The following is a 15673-nucleotide window of genomic DNA, read 5'->3' as shown; positions in this document are numbered from 1 at the left end:
ACCGCGATCGCGCGGGGCGCAGGCGACGTCAGGCGGCGGGGGATGCCGCGGCGCGGTGCAGGTCGTCCTCCACCTGGCTGGCGCGGATCGGGTGACCGAGGGTCGACAGGCACTTGCCCGTCTTCAGGTCCCACTTCCAGTCGTGCAGCGAGCAGGTGAGCACGTCGCCCTCGATCTTGCCGGTCTTGGAGAGATCGGCGCGCAGGTGCGGGCAGCGGCGCTGCACGATCCAGTCCTCGAGCTGGATGTCCTCGGTGACGTCGGACTGTTCGGCGTACCAGTTCTCGACGTACTCGATGCGGTCGCGTGAGAGGCACTTGAAGAACGTGTAGATGAACTCGTTGAACTTGCCCACGCGTCCGGCTTCGAACTGCATCGACAGGAAGATCGAGTTCGACCAGTCGATCTCGTGCTCGGCGATGTTCGTCGAGACGAGGTCTGCGGGGATCGTGAACCAGTAGTTGGTCTCCTCCCCCGCGTACTCGCGCACCTTGGCCTTGGGGAAGTCGACGCAGAGGTCCAGCTCGCCGATCGTCATGCGCACCGGTCCGCCCACGCCCTCACGGAAGATGCGGCCGCGGCGCAGCAGCGGCTCCCACCAGGCCTTCAGCTCGGCGAGCATCTCGTCCGGCGGCAGCACCGGGGCGCGGGAGGCCTCCTCGGCACGGATCTCCTCCTGGCGCGAGGCGCGCTGCTCCTGGAGGTACCCCCACTTGTCGGTGAACATGCGGTCGATCTCGGCGTCGGTGTACAGCGTCTGCTCGACCGTCTGCTCGCCGCCGGAGATCGTGACGACGGTGCCGGGGATGAAGACGTGGCCGGAGTACTGCGGGGCCTCTTCCTTCATGCGCGCCAGGAACTGCGCCTGGTCGGTGAAGATCGAGTCGTTGTGCTCGCCGAGCCCGTTGTAGCGGAACAGCTCGTCGCGCAGGAACATCGGCGGACCCGCCATGGGGTACACGTGCGGCGCGTCGACCTTCTCGATGTAGAACATCGCGCGCTTGTGCTGGGCCTCGCGCTTGAGGTGGGCGAAGTTGACCTTGGCGTCCTGCGGCAGGTCGTAGACCATCGGCCACCAGATCGCTCCGGAGAACTGCGTGAAATATGCTTCGGGCTTGCCGAACGACAGCAGCTTCTCCAGATCCAGCGGGTGCGAGTCGTTCTGGTTGAGGATCGACGCCGTGCCGTCGTCGACGGAGAGGCTGGAGTCGCCGATGGGCCCGTCGCTCGGGGCGCGCAGCGGCGTGATCATGAGCTTCAGCTCGCCGCGCTGGATGATCTCGCCGGCGCGGGTGTAGGTGATGTTGTCGTACCCGAGCCTGCGCAGATCCTGTTCGAGATCGTCGGTCGGGTACTCCGGCAGCAGCACCTCGATGTCCTTGCGGACGAAAGTCTCCAGCATCCACGGGTCGAAGTGGTCGCGGTGACGGTGCGAGATGTAGAGGAAGTCGGCCTTGCCGTAGCGCTCCCAGTCGAGGGCCCGGTTGTCGGGGAAGACGAACCACGACCCGTAGAACGATGACTTGATCACCGGGTCGCAGAGGATCGTGCCGCCTGTCGTCTCGATGAACATTCCGGCGTGGCCGAGACCCGTGATGCGCATGGATTCCTCCCCTGTCAACAGCTCTCGATTCTACGGGGCGAGTCCTCTGGGATTGGTCTGCGCGGCCGTGTCTATGCTCAGCCGTCCAGCAGATCCCTGATGTCGTCGGCGGTCAGCGCCTCCGAGAACAGGTCGTCGTCGTCCATCACCGAGGCGAACAGGCGGGCCTTGCGCTGCTGCAGCGCCATGACCTTCTCCTCGATCGTGCCCTCCGCGATCATGCGGTACACGTTGACCGGCCGGGTCTGCCCGATGCGGTGCGTGCGGTCCACCGCCTGCGACTCGGCGGCGGGGTTCCACCACGGGTCGAGGACGAACACGTAGTCGGCCTCGGTGAGGGTCAGGCCGAAGCCGCCCGCCTTCAGGCTGATGAGGAACACCGGCGCGTCGCCGCCGCGGAATTCGGCCACGACCTCCTCACGGCGCCGCGTGGAGCCGTCGAGCCACGCGTACGCGATGCCGGCGGCATCCAGTCGCCGGGCCGCCAGTTCGAGGAACGACGTGAACTGGCTGAACACCAGTGCGCGGTGGCCCTCCGCCGCGAGTTCGCCCACGTGCTCCAGCAGGGCGTCGAGCTTGCTGGAGCCCAGTCGGGTGTGGCGGCCGTCGATGAGGGCGGGGGCGAGGCTCAGCAGCCGCAGCAGCGTCAGCGAGCGGAACACGATGAACCGCTGGCGATCCAGGTCGTCGAGCAGGCCCAGCACCTTCTGCCGTTCCCGCTGCAGCACGGTGTCGTAGAGTGCCCGGTGGTCGTCGCTCAGCTGCACGCGCAGCTCCTGCTCCTGCTTGGGCGGCAGGTCGCGGGCGACGAGGTCTTTCGTGCGGCGCAGCATGAACGGCCGGATGCGCCGGCGCAGCCGCGCCAGACGCCGCTCACGGTAGGGCGCTCCCTCGGCGTTCTCCGGCGTCTTGCCCTGCTCGATCGGGCCGACGTACTCCTGCCGGAAGCGTCGGGCCGAGGGGAACAGGCCGGGCGCGGTGAGCGAGAGCAGCGCCCACAGCTCGGTCAGGGTGTTCTCCAGCGGCGTCCCGGTGATGGCGAAGGTCACGTCGGCGCGCAGCGAGGCGGCGGCGCGGTGCAGCTTGGTGGCGGGATTCTTGACGAACTGCGCCTCATCGAGGATGAGCCCCGCCCACTCGAGCCCGGCGTACTCCGCCTCGTCCAGGCGCAGCAGCGCGTAGGAGGTCACCACGACATCGGCGCCGGCGGCGAGGTCGGCCACCGACGCGCCGCGGGTGAGCGCGCTCGAGCCGATCGTGCGGACGACGAGGTCGGGGGCGAAGCGCTCGGCTTCGCTGCGCCACGTCGCGACGACGGAGGTGGGGGCGACCACGAGGAACGGGCGCCGCTCCCCCTCGTCACGGGTGTGGGCGATGAGCGCGAGGGTCTGCAGCGTCTTGCCGAGGCCCATGTCGTCGGCGAGGATGCCGCCGAGCCGGTGCCGCCAGAGGAACGCCAGCCAGTCCAGCCCCTGCTGCTGGTACGGGCGCAGCTTCGCGTGGATTCCCGCCGGCACGGGGGTGGTCGGCACGCCCTCCGCCGCACGCAGCCCCGCCACGGTGGCCCGCCACGCCACGGCGGGTTGGGCCTGGTCGGCGAGGTCCTCGAAATCGGACCACAGTGCGGTCTGGTACCGGCTGATGCGGGGGCCGGTGTCCCATTCGTCGAGTTCCGCGGCCTCCTCCAGCAGCTCGCGCAGCCGGTCGAGGGCGGGGTGGGCGAGCGAGAAGTAGCCGCCGTCGCTGAGCAGCATCTTGCGCCGGCGCCGGGTGAGCGCGGTCAGCAGTGGGGTGAACGGGATGCGGCGCCCGTCGATCGTCACGATGATGCCGAGGTCGAACCAATCGCGGTCGGTGGTCTCCACCGTCGTGACAGTGATCTCCGGCGTGCCGGTGAGTTCCCGGTAGCTGCGGCGGATGCCGGTGACGTCGGTGTCGACCCCGTCGATCAGCTGCAGCGCCGGCAGCACGGCGGCCGCGAACTCGGCGGCATCCACGCCTGTGAACGCGCCGGCGTCGCGGAAGGGCAGTTCGCTCGCGCCGCGCCACGCCGCCTCGACGTGATCCTGCACGCGCTTCTCGTACGCGGTGTCGCGGTCGGTGGCGGTGCCGGTGGCGGCGTACGGCACCGGCGGCGTGCCGGCGTAACGCCACGTCAGCGCGTACTCCACGCGGTCGCCGGGCTCGAACCGCACCGCGACCTCGAGGCGCGGCGGCAGCGCCGGCGGCATCTCGACGCCGCGACCGAGCGTCACCGGCGCCTGGCGCGCGAGGCGCGGCAGATGGTCGCGGAGGAACTCGTCGGCCTCGGCGCGCGGGACCAGCACCGGCTCGCGGGCGCGCAGCAGGGCGCGCGCGGGCGGGGGCACCTCCGCCGGGGCGAGGGTGAGGGCGATGCGCTCCCCCGTCGCTTCCACCCGGTACAGGCCGACATGCCCGATCGTGCGCACCTCGGCGGCGGGCACCGGTGCGTCGTCGATCGTCACGCGCGGGGTGAGGATCAGGCCGTCCCTGCCGCGTTCGGTGTGGACGGCGACGCCCGCGTCGGCGGCGAGGGCGACCGTCTGCTGCGCCGACCGCGCCGTCAGCGGGATGCCGCGGGTGCGGGCGCCCGCCAGGTGCGGCCACAGCAGGTGGGACTCGACGTCGTCCAGCGTCAGCCATTCCGACCCGTCGGGCATCGTGCCCAGCGTCCGGGCGTCGCGCACGATGCTGTACAGCTCGACGAACCAGCGTGCCTGGCCGGGGTCGTAGCCGTGGCCCGGGCGGCGAAGGGCGTCCCAGGTGGCGTGCCCCTTGATCCAGCCGCGGCGGGAGCGCTCCAACGGGCGCAGCCCCAGTGCCACGTCGACGGCGGGCTGCTGCAGGCCGCGCGCGGTGGCGGTCTCCATGCGCGTCGGCGCCCACCGCGACTCGGCGCGGCGCACGCGCTGGCGCAGTTCCACCCCGAGGGCGAGCTGCGGTGCCGGCTCCGCAGGCGCGGGCGCCGTCAGCAGCTCGCGCCAGTCGGGAGCCGCGCGGGAGGTCATGCCCTCATCCTCGCCGACCCCGCAGACGTGCCGGGCCGGCGATGAGGCGGCATCCGCCGGTCAGGACGATCGGGCGATGCGCGCCAGCACACCGTGCACGAACGAGCCGGAGTCGTCGGTGGAGAACTCCTTGGCCAGTTCCACGGCCTCGTCGATGGCGACGGCGGCCGGGACGGCGTCGTTGTAGAGGATCTCCCACGCCGCCATGCGCAGCAGCGCGCGGTCGACGGCGGGCATGCGCGCGAGCGACCAGTCCTTGGCGACGGTGGTGATCTGCTCGTCGATCTCTTCGCGGTTGTCGATGACACCGTCGACGATTTCGCGGGCGTACAGCCACGACGCCTCACGGGCCGGCTCGTTCGCGGCGCGCTTGGCCTCGGCCGCCAGGGTCACGCCCAGGTCGTCACCGCGGATGTCGGACTGGTAGAGGATGTCGAGGGCGCGTTTGCGCGCCTTGGTGCGTGCACTCATGGAAGAACGACGCCGCGATCAGTTGACGCGGCCGAGGTAGTCACCCGTGCGGGTGTCGACCTTGACCTTCGTGCCCTGCTCGACGAACAGCGGAACCTGGATCTCGTAGCCGGTCTCGACGGTCGCGGCCTTCGTGCCGGCCGAGGAGCGGTCGCCCTGCAGGCCCGGCTCGGTGTAGGTGATCTCCAGGACCACGGATGCCGGCAGCTCGATGTAGAGCGGGTTGCCGTTGTTCATCGCGATCTGCACCTGCTGGTTCTCCAGCAGGAAGTTCTTCGCGTCGCCGACGACGGCGGCGGGCACGTTGATCTGGTCGTAGTCGGCGACGTCCATGAACACGAAGCTGTCGCCGTCGTTGTACAGGTAGGTGAAGTCGCGGCGATCGACGTTCTCGATCTCGATCTTGGCGCCGGCGTTGTACGTGCGGTCGACGGTCTTGCCCGACACGACGTTCTTGAGCTTGGTGCGCACGAATGCGCCGCCCTTGCCCGGCTTGACATGCTGGAACTCGATGACGTTCCAGAGCTGGCCGTCGATGCTGAGGACGACGCCGTTCTTGATGTCTGCGGTGGATGCCATGGGAGGGAGAAGTCCGTTCGTGTGAGGGAGTCGGGCGCCGCGGGCGTGCCCGGCGTTCGATTCTACGTGATGACCGGTCGCAGTCTCTCAGCCTTCGGCATGACCGGTGATGACATCCAGCAGCAGCGACACGGCGCGGGCGTATCCGGCGACGCCTTCGCCGACCACGTGGACGAGTGCGACGTCGGCGACGTAGGAGTGGTGGCGGAAGCTCTCCCGGGCCTGGATATCGGAGATGTGCACCTCCGCGACGGGCAGCGCGACACCGGCGAGGGCGTCGCGCAGCACGACCGAGGTGTGGGTGAGGCCGCCGGGGTTGATGACGATGCCGGCGCAGTCCTCACGGGCATCGTGGATGGCGTCCAGCAGCACGCCCTCGTGGTTGCTCTGCACGCAGCGCACCTCGAACCCGCGCGCGGCGGCGGTCTCCGTCACGATCCGCTCGACGTCGGCGAGCGTCTCGTGGCCGTAGATCGCGGGCTCACGGGTGCCGAGGAGGTTGAGGTTGGGGCCGTTGACGAGCAGCAGGCGGCGGGGCGTGGTCACCCTGGCACCCTACTGCCCTCCCGGACGCAGGCGATCTCACCGGCACAGGACGATCCGCGACGGCACCGTCCTGTTGCGGGGAGTTCTCCTGTACCGGGCAGACTCAGGGAGCGACCGGGAGGTCGCGGGCCATGACGATCTCCGGACCGATCGGCCCGTCGAACGTCTCGCCCGTGGGGGTGAACCCGGCCCGCCGGTAGGCGGCCTGGGCACGCGCGTTGTCGCGGTGCACATCCAGGTGCACGCGGCGCAGCCCCACCGAACGCACCCACGCCGCCGCCGTGCTCAGCAGCAGGTCGATCGCGCCGGAGCCGCGGGCATCCGGCCGCACCCACACGCCCACGACGTCGGCGCGGCGGTCGTCGACGAACCGGCCCAGATGGTCGGTCTGACCGGTCGCCCGCACGAGCACGGTGGCGCTGCCCACGGGATCGTCACCGCGGAGGGCGATGAACTGGGCGGTGGTCTCCCCGTCCGCGGCATCCGCGGTGCGGGACTGCCAGAACTCGTCGCCGTGCGCCGCCGTCGTGGCGTGACTGTCCAGGAACGCGATCGTCGCGTCGGGGTCCGCGGTGGCAGCAAGACGCAGCGCCCGCACCTCACGCCATTCGTCGGCGCGGACACGCCGCACCGACAGGCGAGGGGTCACTCGGCGAGTTCCTGGTACGCCGCGAACAGCAGCGACTCGTCGGGGGCCTGCAGCACGGTGGGCCGGGCGATGTCGTCGAGCACGATGAAGCGCAGCATGCCGGCGCGCGTCTTCTTGTCGCGCTGCATCGTCGCCAGCAGCTGCGGCCACGCGCCGGGCCGGTAGCTCATCGGCAGCCCAAGGGTGCCGAGGATGTCGCGGTGACGCTGCACCACGGCATCCGGCAGGCGCCCGGCCAGCCGCGACAGCTCGGCAGCGAACATCATGCCCACCGACACGGCGGCGCCGTGGCGCCACTGGTAGCGCTCGGCGTGCTCGATGGCGTGACCGAGGGTGTGGCCGTAGTTGAGGATCTCCCGCAGCCCCGCCTCGCGGAAGTCCTCGCTGACGACGCGGGCCTTCATCTCGATGGCGAGTTCGACGCTGCGGCGGAACGCGGCGCTGGCGGGGTCGACGGCGGCGACGGGGTCGGCCTCGATGAGGTCGAGGATCTCGGGAGCCCAGATGAAGCCGGCCTTGACGACCTCGGCGAAGCCCGCGATGCGCTCGTTCTGGCTGAGCGTGTCGAGCAGTGCCAGGTCGCAGAGCACCGCGTGCGGCGCCCAGAACGCGCCCACGAGGTTCTTGCCCTCGGCGGTGTTCACACCGGTCTTGCCGCCCACGGCGGCGTCGACCATGGCGAGAACCGTGGTGGGCACGAGCACGGCCTTCACCCCGCGCAGCCAGGTCGCCGCGACGAAGCCGGCGAGGTCGGTGACCGCGCCCCCGCCGAAGCCGATGACGACGTCGGTGCGGGTGAAGTCCGCCTGGCCCATGACCTGCCAGCAGAAGGCGGCGACCTCGATGCGCTTGCCCGCCTCGGCATCGGGGATCTCGGCCAGCAGCACCTGGCGTCCCGCGCCCAGGGCATCGGTCAGCGACACGCGCAGCGCTTCGGCGGCGTCGCGCAGCGTGGGCGGGTGGACGACGAGCAGCTTGCGCGCCTCGTCGGGGATGAGCTCGGGAAGACGGTCGAGGATGCCGCGCCCGACGATGATGTCGTAGGCGTCGCCTCCGCGCACCGAGATCGTGGTGGTCTGCTCGCTCATGGGCGCTCCTCGGGGGTCGCGGTCGTCGCCCAGCGCGCCACGGCGTCGACGACGTCCTGCAGCGGCCCGGCGGAGGTGTCGAAGGTGACGTCGGCGGTCTGCTCGTACAGCGCTCGGCGGGCTTCGTGGATGGCGTGCCAGCGCGCGACCGGGTCCTCGCCCTGCAGCAGCGGGCGCGCCGTGGAGCGCAGTCGCGAGGCGATGGTGTCGCCGCTGACGGTGAGGAGGACGACGCGGTGGTCGAGGAGGGCGACCCGGGTCACCGGTTCGAGGATCGCCCCGCCGCCCAGTGCCACGACACCGCCCTCGTCGAGGGCCGCGAGCACGGCGTCCCGCTCCAGCGTGCGGAAGCGGGCCTCGCCGTGATCGGCGAAGATGCGGTCGATCGGACCGTGATCGCGCACGATCACGGCGTCGGTGTCGGTGAACGGCAGTCCCAGGCGCTTGGCGAGCTTTCGGCCGATGCTCGTCTTGCCCGCGCCCATCGGGCCGATCAGCACGAGCGACGTCATGCCAGTGCGGGGTCGCTGGCCGTCGTCGTGCGCAGGGTCTCGGGGATGGCGGCGAGGTAGGACTCGAGGTTGCGGCGGGTCTCCCCCACGCTGTCGCCACCGAACTTCTCCAGCACCGCCTCGGCCAGCACGACCGCGGTCATCGCCTCGGCCACGACACCCGCGGCGGGCACCGCGCACACGTCGGAGCGCTGGTGGTGCGCGGAGGCCGTGTCGCCGGTGGTGACGTCGACGGTGCGCAGCGAATGCGGCACGGTCGCGATGGGCTTCATGCCCGCGCGCACCCGCAGCACGGTGCCCGTGGACATGCCGCCCTCGGTGCCGCCGGCGCGGTCGCTGGAACGGGTGATCCCGGCATCCGTCGCGAAGAGCTCGTCGTGCGCGGCGGAGCCGCGACGGCGGGTGGTCTCGAAGCCGTCGCCGACCTCGACACCCTTGATGGCCTGGATGCTCATGAGCGCCTGCGCGAGCTTGGCGTCGAGGCGGCGGTCCCACTGCACGTGCGAGCCGAGCCCCGGCGGCAGGCCGTAGGCCAGCACCTCGACGATGCCGCCGAGCGTGTCGCCTTCCTTGCGTGCGTCGTCGACCTCGGCGACCATCGCTTCGCTCGTGGCGGCGTCGAAGCACCGCAGCGGATCGGCGTCGAGCGCGTCGACGTCGTCAGGAGTCGGGAGGGCGGCGTCCTCGGGCACGCGCACGGGCCCGATCGAGAGGGTGTGGCTGACGAGGCGGATGCCGAGCTCGCTGAGGAACGCTCGGGCCACCGCGCCCAGCGCGACGCGCGCGGCGGTCTCGCGGGCGCTGGCGCGCTCGAGGATCGGCCGGGCCTCGTCGAAGTCGTACTTCTGCATGCCGACGAGATCGGCGTGCCCCGGGCGGGGACGGGTGAGCGCGGCGCCGCGGCCACGCGATTTCTCGGTCAGTTCCACAGGCTCGGGGCTCATCACCTCGACCCACTTGGGCCATTCGGTGTTGCCGATGCGCAGCGCGATCGGGCTGCCGAGGCTGAAGCCGTGGCGCACGCCCGACGAGATCGTCAGCTCGTCCTGCTCGAACTTCATGCGGGAGCCTCGTCCATAGCCCAGCTTTCGGCGGGCGAGGTCGGCTTGGATGGCGTCGCGGGTGACGGGCACGCCTGCGGGCAGGCCTTCCATGATGGCGACGAGTTCGGGGCCGTGGGATTCGCCGGCCGTGAGCACGCGGAGCATTCGCCTATCCTCCCACGAGCGCGCGGCGCATTGCGGCGAGGACGGCGTCCTCCTCGGGCAGTGCGGTGCCGGGGTCGCCGGTGACGTACACCCGCACCTGCAGCAGGGCCTGGTGCAGCAGCATCCCCTCGCCCGACAGTGCAGGGTGCCCGGCATGGGTCCACGCCGTGGACAGCTGGGTCGGCCAGTGGCCGTAGACGACGTCCATGAGCACGCCGCCGGCCCGCGCCAGCGCGTCCGCCGCAGCGGCGGGCACGGTCGCCTCGCCGGGCAGGGTCGCGATCGTCACGGGTACCGCAGCGTGCCCCGTGACCTCGAACGCGACAGGTCGCACGGTGACGCCCAGAGACTCGCCGAGCCGGCGCAGCGGCTCGACGGCTTCCGGGCGACGGGCGACGACCTCGACCCGTCGTGCGCCGAGTTCGGCGACGGCCACCACGGCCGAGGTGGCCGTTGCACCTGCGCCGACGATGCGGGCCTCGTCGAGGGCGGGGATGCCGGCCTCGCGCAGCGCGCGCACGATGCCGCCGACATCGGTGTTGAAGCCGCGGGGTCCGTCGTCGGTGAGCAGCAGGGTGTTCACCGCTCCCGTGGCCCTGGCGCGGTCGTCGTGCCAGGTCGCCGCGGCGAAACCCGCGCCCTTCAGCGGCATCGTCAGCGACAGTCCGCGGGTGTGCGGGTCGACGGATGCCAGTGCGTCGGGGAAGGCCGCCTCGGTCACGCGGCGGCGCCCGAACGTCCAATCCAGCCCCAGCACGCGGTACGCGGCGGCGTGCAGCTGCGGCGAACGGCTGTGGGCGATGGGGTCGCCCCAGACCTCCAGCGCGGCGCGCTCCCCCACCCTCAGCAGCCCGAGTCGGGGTTGTCCGCGCACCACTGCTGCCACTGCTTCACAGCCTGCTCGTGCTCGGCGCCGGTGTTGGTGAACACCGTCTCGCCGGTGTCGAGGTTGACCGTGACGAAGTACATCCACGGGCCGTCCGCCGGGTGCATCGCGGCGTCGATGGCCAGATCCCCCGGGTTGGCGATGGGGCCGATCGGCAGACCGGGGTGCACATACGTGTTCCACGCGTTGTCGTCGGCGAGGGCCTCGGCCGACGAGCTCACGGTGCCGTCGTGCATCTCCTTGTACCCGTACTGCGCGGTCGAGTCCATCTGCAGCAGGCCGAACGTCTCGTCGTTGTCGGGCGAGAGCCGGTTCTGGATGACGCGCGAGACCTTGTAGAAGTCGTCCTCGAACCGCGCCTCGCGCTGGATGATCGACGCGATCGTGAGGATCTCCTGGCGCTGCTCGACCGGCACTCCGGCGCTGTCCAGCGACTCGATCGTGCGGTTGACGAGCGTGCGGATGACATCCGGTGCGGTGACCCCCGGATCGAAGGAGTACGTCGCCGGGAAGAGCCAGCCCTCCAGGCTGTCGGCGGGCACGCCGTAGTCGGCGGGGTTGCTCACGGCCGCCTGCAAGTCCTCGATCGGCAGGGCCAGGCCCTCGGCCAGCAGCGGCAGCGACTGCTCCACCGTGAGGCCCTCGCGCAGCTGGGCCGCGTTGGACACCTTGTTGGCGGGATTCAGCAGCGCGTCCAGCGCGGCGGCGGAGGTCATCCGCTGCTGCAGGGCGAACACGCCCGGCTGGAACGGCGGGTTCTGGCCGGTGTCGATGAGGTAGTCGTAGAACGCGTCGGGGGTCATGGTGACGCCGGCGTCGTAGAGCTTCCGCGAGATCGGCCCACCGGTGTCGCCGGAGATGACCGTGATACTCGCCTCGCCGGTGGCTTCCCCCGGCGGATAGTCCTGGGGCTCCTCCCAGCCCATGAACTCCCGGATCGGCTCCTCGTAGGTGTTCCAGAGCCAGAGGCCGCCGGCGGCGATGCCGCCCAGCAGCGCCAGCACGATGCCGAGCGCGATCCAGCCACCGACACGTCGACGGCGCTTGTTCGGCGGCGGCGGCGGGGCGCCGACCTGGTCGACGGACACCTCGCCGGTGAACAAGGCATCCAGAGTCGCTGTCGCGGCGGGCCGAGCGGCCACGCGCGGCGCGGCGGCAGGCGCGGCGCTTCCCGCGTCGGCGCGGAGGTCGTCGTCCTCGGAGCCGACGGCGGGTGCGGCGTGCGTCTCGAGGCGTGGGGCGGCCACGGGCTGTGCCGGGGACTCCGGCTGCGCCGCCGAGGCCGATGCTGTGGCTGGGACGGGCGCGTCCGCCGCCGGCGTCGCGGACGCTGCGTCGGACTCGGTGTGACGGGCGGCGGCGCGGGCAGCGCGGCGCGAGAGCGGTGCGGCGGGGGCATCGGCGGGGGCGGATGCCGGGGCTGCGGGTTCGGTCGCGGGAGCGCTCTCGCGTGCGACCGCGCTGCGGCCCGAGGCATCGGCCGACGCGGGTTCGCCGGCGCCGGGATCGCCCGCAGCGGGATCGCCCGCCGGGGCGGGAGCGCTGGTCGGTCCTCCCGCGGCCGTCGACTCGGTCGCCCGACCGGTCGCGGCGCGGTGCCGGGGGTCGGGCAGCTTGCCGAACATGTCGGCGAGCGAATCGTCGAACGGTGAGGACGGAGAGGGCATCAGGCGGGCTCCTGGGCCGGGGGCATCGGGGTTCCGGGAGGCCGTCCCGTGCTCTTCTCCACGTCGAGTGCATGCTGGAGGAGGACGACGGCGGCGACCTGATCGACAATGCTACGAGAATCTCGCTGTGAGCGCCCGCTTTGTCTCAAAGCGGCATGCGCCGAGACCGTGCTCAGCCGCTCGTCCACCAGCCGCACCGGGGGGTCGCCGGCCTCGGCGAGAGCGGCGGCGAACGCCCGCGCGTCGGCCGTCGAGGGGGTGTCCTCGCCGCGCAGATTCAGCGGCAGGCCCACGAGCAGCTCGGTGGCGTCGTACTCCGCGGCGATCTCCCGCACGCGCGCCACAGAATGCTCGTTGCGCGGCACCGTCTCGACCGGGGTCGCCAGCATTCCATCGGGATCGCAGCGGGCGACCCCGACGCGCGCCTTGCCCACGTCGACGCCGATGCGCACGCCCCGCCGGAACCCGCTCACGCGGCCTGCGACTCCAGTGCCGAGGTGATCGCGTCGAACGCGGCCGGCAGCGCCGCGGCATCCGTCCCGCCGCCCTGGGCGACGTCGTCGCGACCGCCGCCGCCGCCGCCGAGGGCGGCAGCAGCCGACTTCGCGAGCACGCCGGCCTTCGCGCCCGCACTGCGGGCGGTGTCGTTGGTGGCGACGATGACCACGGCACGACCGCCGACCTCGGCACCCAGCGCCACGACCGCCGCGGCATCCGCCCCGAGCCGGTCGCGCACCTGCAGGGCGAGGGAGCGCACGTCGTCGGCGGAACCGGCGGTGCCCAGCGACTGCGCCACGACCTGGAACCGGCCGATGCGCCGCGCCGACTCCACCAGCTGCGGCAGCCGCTCGCCGAGGGCGCGCGCCTCGAACTGCGCGATCTTCTTCTCGGCGGCCTTGAGGTTCGCGGCCAGCTCGGCGATGCGTGCGGGCAGCTGATCGCGCGGCGTCTTCAGACTCGAGGTCAGCTGCGACACGATGGCGCGTTCGGCGGCCAGCTCGCGGAAGGCGTCCAGGCCCACCAGGGCCTCGACACGACGGTTGGACGCGCCCACCGACGACTCGCCGACGAGGTTGACCAGCCCGATCTCGGCGCTCGATGACACATGCGTGCCACCGCAGAGCTCACGCGACCAGGGTCCGCCGATGTCGACCATGCGCACGACGTCGCCGTACTTCTCGCCGAACAGCGCCTGCGCACCGAGCGTCTTGGCCTCGGCCAGCGGCAGCACACGCGTGGTGACCTCGAGGTTGTCCCGCACCGCGTTGTTGGCGATCTCCTCGATCTCGCTGCGCGTCTCGGGCGAGAGGGACTGGCCCCAGGTGAAGTCGAAGCGGAGGTAGCCGGCGCGGTTGAGGGATCCGGCCTGCGTGGCGGTCTTGCCCAGCGTGTCGCGCAGGGCTGCGTGCACGAGGTGCGTCGCGGAGTGCGCCTGACGGGCGGCGCGGCGGTTCGCGGCATCCACGACCGTCGTCGCCGGCTGCCCGACGCCGACCTCACCCGTGGTGACCTCGACGGTGTGGCTGATGAGGCCCGCCACCGGGCGCTGCACGTCGATGACATCGAGCTCGTAGCCGGGCCCGACGATAACGCCCTTGTCGGCGACCTGGCCGCCGGACTCGGCGTACAGGGCGGTCTCGGCGAGGATCACTTCGGCGATCTGGCCGGTGAGGGCGCGGTCGACCGAGGCGCCGTCGACGAGGATGCCGAGCACGGTCGACTCGGTCTCGAGGTCGGTGTAGCCGGTGAAGACGGTCTCACCGTGCGCGCGGAAGTCGCGGTAGATGCTGGTGTCGGCGAGCAGGCGCTTGCGGGAGCGCGCGTCGGCCTTGGCCCGGTCGCGCTGCTCCTTCATGAGGGTGTCGAACGCCGCGCGGTCGACGGTGAGGCCTGCCTCCTCGGCGACCTCGAGGGTGAGGTCGATCGGGAAGCCGTAGGTGTCGTGCAGCAGGAACGCCTCGGCGCCGGGGATCGTCGATCCGCCCGCCGCGCGCGTCTGCACGAGCGACTCCTCGAGGAGGGTCTCCCCCGCGGCAAGCGTGCGCAGAAAGGTCGCCTCTTCGGCGAGGGCGTACTGCGAGATGCGCGCCCAGTCGGTCTCGACCTCGGGGTAGGCGTCCTTCATGGCGTCGCGGGACGCGGTGAAGAGGTCCGCGAACGTGGGGCCTTCCACGCCGAGCAGACGCATCGAGCGGATGGCGCGACGCATGAGGCGGCGCAGGATGTAGCCGCGGCCGTCGTTGGCCGGCGTCACACCGTCGGCGAGCAGCATGAGCGACGAGCGCACGTGGTCGGCGATGACGCGGAAGCGCACGTCGTCTTCGTGGTTGGCACCGTAGGTGCGGCCGGACAGCGCGACCGCGGCATCCAGCACGGGACGCACCTGGTCGGTCTCGTACATGTTGTCGACGCCCTGCTTGATGAACGCGATGCGCTCCAGGCCCATGCCGGTGTCGATGTTCTTGTTCGGAAGCTCGCCGACGATGTCGAAGTCGTACTTGGAGCGGACGTTCGTGATCTCGTACTGCATGAACACGAGGTTCCAGATCTCGACGTAGCGGTCGTCATCGGTGGCGGGGCCGCCGTCGATGCCGTACTCGGGGCCGCGGTCGAAGAAGATCTCCGAGCAGGGGCCGGCGGGGCCCGGAAGGCCCGTGCTCCAGTAGTTGGTGTCCTTGCCCAGGCGCTGGATGCGCTCGGCGGGGAGCCCTGCGATGCGCTCCCACAGCTCGAACGCCTCGTCGTCCTCTTCGTAGACGGTGACCCACAGGTCCTTCGCGTCGAAGCCGAGGCCGCCGTCGGCCTCGGACATGGTCAGCAGCTCCCACGCGTAGCGGATCGCGCCTTCCTTGAAGTAGTCGCCGAACGACCAGTTGCCGAGCATCTGGAAGAAGGTGCCGTGGCGCGGGGTCTTGCCGACCTCTTCGATGTCGTTCGTGCGCAGGCACTTCTGCACGTCGGCGACCCGCGCGTACGGGGCGGGGACGTCGCCACTGAGGTACGGGATGAACGGGACCATGCCGGCCACCGTGAACAGCAGGGCGGGGTCGTCGGTCACCAGCGAGGCGGACGGCACGATCGTGTGACCGTTCTTCTCGAAGTAGTCGAGGTAGCGCTGGGCGATCTCAGCGGTCTTCATTTCAGGTCCTCGAGGGCAGGGTCCAGCACCACGGCGGGCGGCCGGACGAGTGGGGAAGAGTCAGGCGTCGGTGGGCGTGGCGGCGGCGACGACGGCGTCCAGCCGTGCCTCCTGCTCGCGGTACGCGTCGCCCATCCGGTCGGTGAACTCGGAGATGCGCGCGTCGAGGTCGGCGAGAACTTCGTGCCCGCGCGGGTCCTTGTCGACCACGTGGGCCAACACGAATCCGGCGCCGATCCCCAGGACGAACCACACCAGCTTCTTCACGTCACCACATCCTCGCGTTGCGCACCGCT

Annotated in this window: 14 protein-coding genes; all 14 read right to left on the bottom strand. The window is 71.3% G+C overall.

What is annotated here, in order from left to right:
• Positions 1-28: 28 nt before the first annotated feature.
• The 14 genes from ACFVR6_RS11850 to ACFVR6_RS11785 all read right to left on the bottom strand — a co-directional run bounded on the left by ACFVR6_RS11850 (position 29) and on the right by ACFVR6_RS11785 (position 15644).
• Positions 29-1603: a Rieske 2Fe-2S domain-containing protein gene (locus ACFVR6_RS11850; protein ID WP_386963136.1), complete on the bottom strand. Its 1575-nt coding sequence runs from the start codon at positions 1601-1603 to the stop codon at positions 29-31.
• A gap of 77 nt (positions 1604-1680) precedes the next feature.
• A complete protein-coding gene (locus tag ACFVR6_RS11845) occupies positions 1681-4632 on the bottom strand; it encodes a DEAD/DEAH box helicase (protein ID WP_386963133.1) in 2952 nt (983 codons plus the stop codon).
• A 60-nt stretch (positions 4633-4692) separates the two neighbouring features.
• The gene (nusB, locus tag ACFVR6_RS11840) at positions 4693-5103 is read right to left on the bottom strand and encodes a transcription antitermination factor NusB (RefSeq protein WP_386963130.1); all 411 of its coding nucleotides are present in this window, start codon (positions 5101-5103) and stop codon (positions 4693-4695) included.
• A gap of 18 nt (positions 5104-5121) precedes the next feature.
• Positions 5122-5682: an elongation factor P gene (gene efp / locus ACFVR6_RS11835; RefSeq protein WP_386963127.1), complete on the bottom strand. Its 561-nt coding sequence runs from the start codon at positions 5680-5682 to the stop codon at positions 5122-5124.
• An 87-nt stretch (positions 5683-5769) separates the two neighbouring features.
• The gene (gene aroQ / locus ACFVR6_RS11830) at positions 5770-6228 is read right to left on the bottom strand and encodes a type II 3-dehydroquinate dehydratase (RefSeq protein ID WP_386963124.1); all 459 of its coding nucleotides are present in this window, start codon (positions 6226-6228) and stop codon (positions 5770-5772) included.
• A 103-nt stretch (positions 6229-6331) separates the two neighbouring features.
• A complete protein-coding gene (locus ACFVR6_RS11825; protein ID WP_386963122.1) occupies positions 6332-6877 on the bottom strand; it encodes a GNAT family N-acetyltransferase in 546 nt (181 codons plus the stop codon).
• Positions 6874-7965 (bottom strand): 3-dehydroquinate synthase, encoded by a 1092-nt coding sequence (gene aroB, locus ACFVR6_RS11820; RefSeq protein ID WP_386963119.1) that lies wholly within the window; start codon positions 7963-7965, stop codon positions 6874-6876. Before aroB ends, ACFVR6_RS11825 begins: the two co-directional genes overlap by 4 nt.
• Positions 7962-8477 (bottom strand): shikimate kinase, encoded by a 516-nt coding sequence (locus ACFVR6_RS11815; RefSeq protein WP_386963117.1) that lies wholly within the window; start codon positions 8475-8477, stop codon positions 7962-7964. The genes aroB and ACFVR6_RS11815 overlap by 4 nt, the downstream gene beginning before the upstream one ends.
• Complete coding sequence (aroC, locus tag ACFVR6_RS11810) at positions 8474-9685, bottom strand: chorismate synthase (protein WP_386963114.1); 1212 nt, start codon at positions 9683-9685, stop codon at positions 8474-8476. Before aroC ends, ACFVR6_RS11815 begins: the two co-directional genes overlap by 4 nt.
• A gap of 4 nt (positions 9686-9689) precedes the next feature.
• On the bottom strand, positions 9690-10562 hold the full coding sequence (locus ACFVR6_RS11805) for a shikimate dehydrogenase family protein (protein WP_386963794.1): 873 nt from the start codon (positions 10560-10562) through the stop codon (positions 9690-9692).
• Positions 10529-12238 (bottom strand): endolytic transglycosylase MltG, encoded by a 1710-nt coding sequence (gene mltG, locus ACFVR6_RS11800; protein ID WP_386963111.1) that lies wholly within the window; start codon positions 12236-12238, stop codon positions 10529-10531. The genes ACFVR6_RS11805 and mltG overlap by 34 nt, the downstream gene beginning before the upstream one ends.
• Positions 12238-12711, bottom strand: a complete 474-nt coding sequence (gene ruvX / locus ACFVR6_RS11795; RefSeq protein ID WP_386963109.1) for a Holliday junction resolvase RuvX — start codon at positions 12709-12711, stop codon at positions 12238-12240. Before ruvX ends, mltG begins: the two co-directional genes overlap by 1 nt.
• Complete coding sequence (alaS, locus tag ACFVR6_RS11790; RefSeq protein ID WP_386963107.1) at positions 12708-15377, bottom strand: alanine--tRNA ligase; 2670 nt, start codon at positions 15375-15377, stop codon at positions 12708-12710. Before alaS ends, ruvX begins: the two co-directional genes overlap by 4 nt.
• 60 nt (positions 15378-15437) lie before the next feature.
• Positions 15438-15644: an ATPase gene (locus ACFVR6_RS11785; RefSeq protein WP_386963104.1), complete on the bottom strand. Its 207-nt coding sequence runs from the start codon at positions 15642-15644 to the stop codon at positions 15438-15440.
• Between the last annotated feature and the right edge of the window lie 29 nt (positions 15645-15673).

The organism is Microbacterium sp. NPDC058021 (assembly GCF_042885955.1).
GTDB lineage: Bacteria > Actinomycetota > Actinomycetes > Actinomycetales > Microbacteriaceae > Microbacterium.
This window is presented reverse-complemented; position numbering and strand designations above follow the sequence as displayed.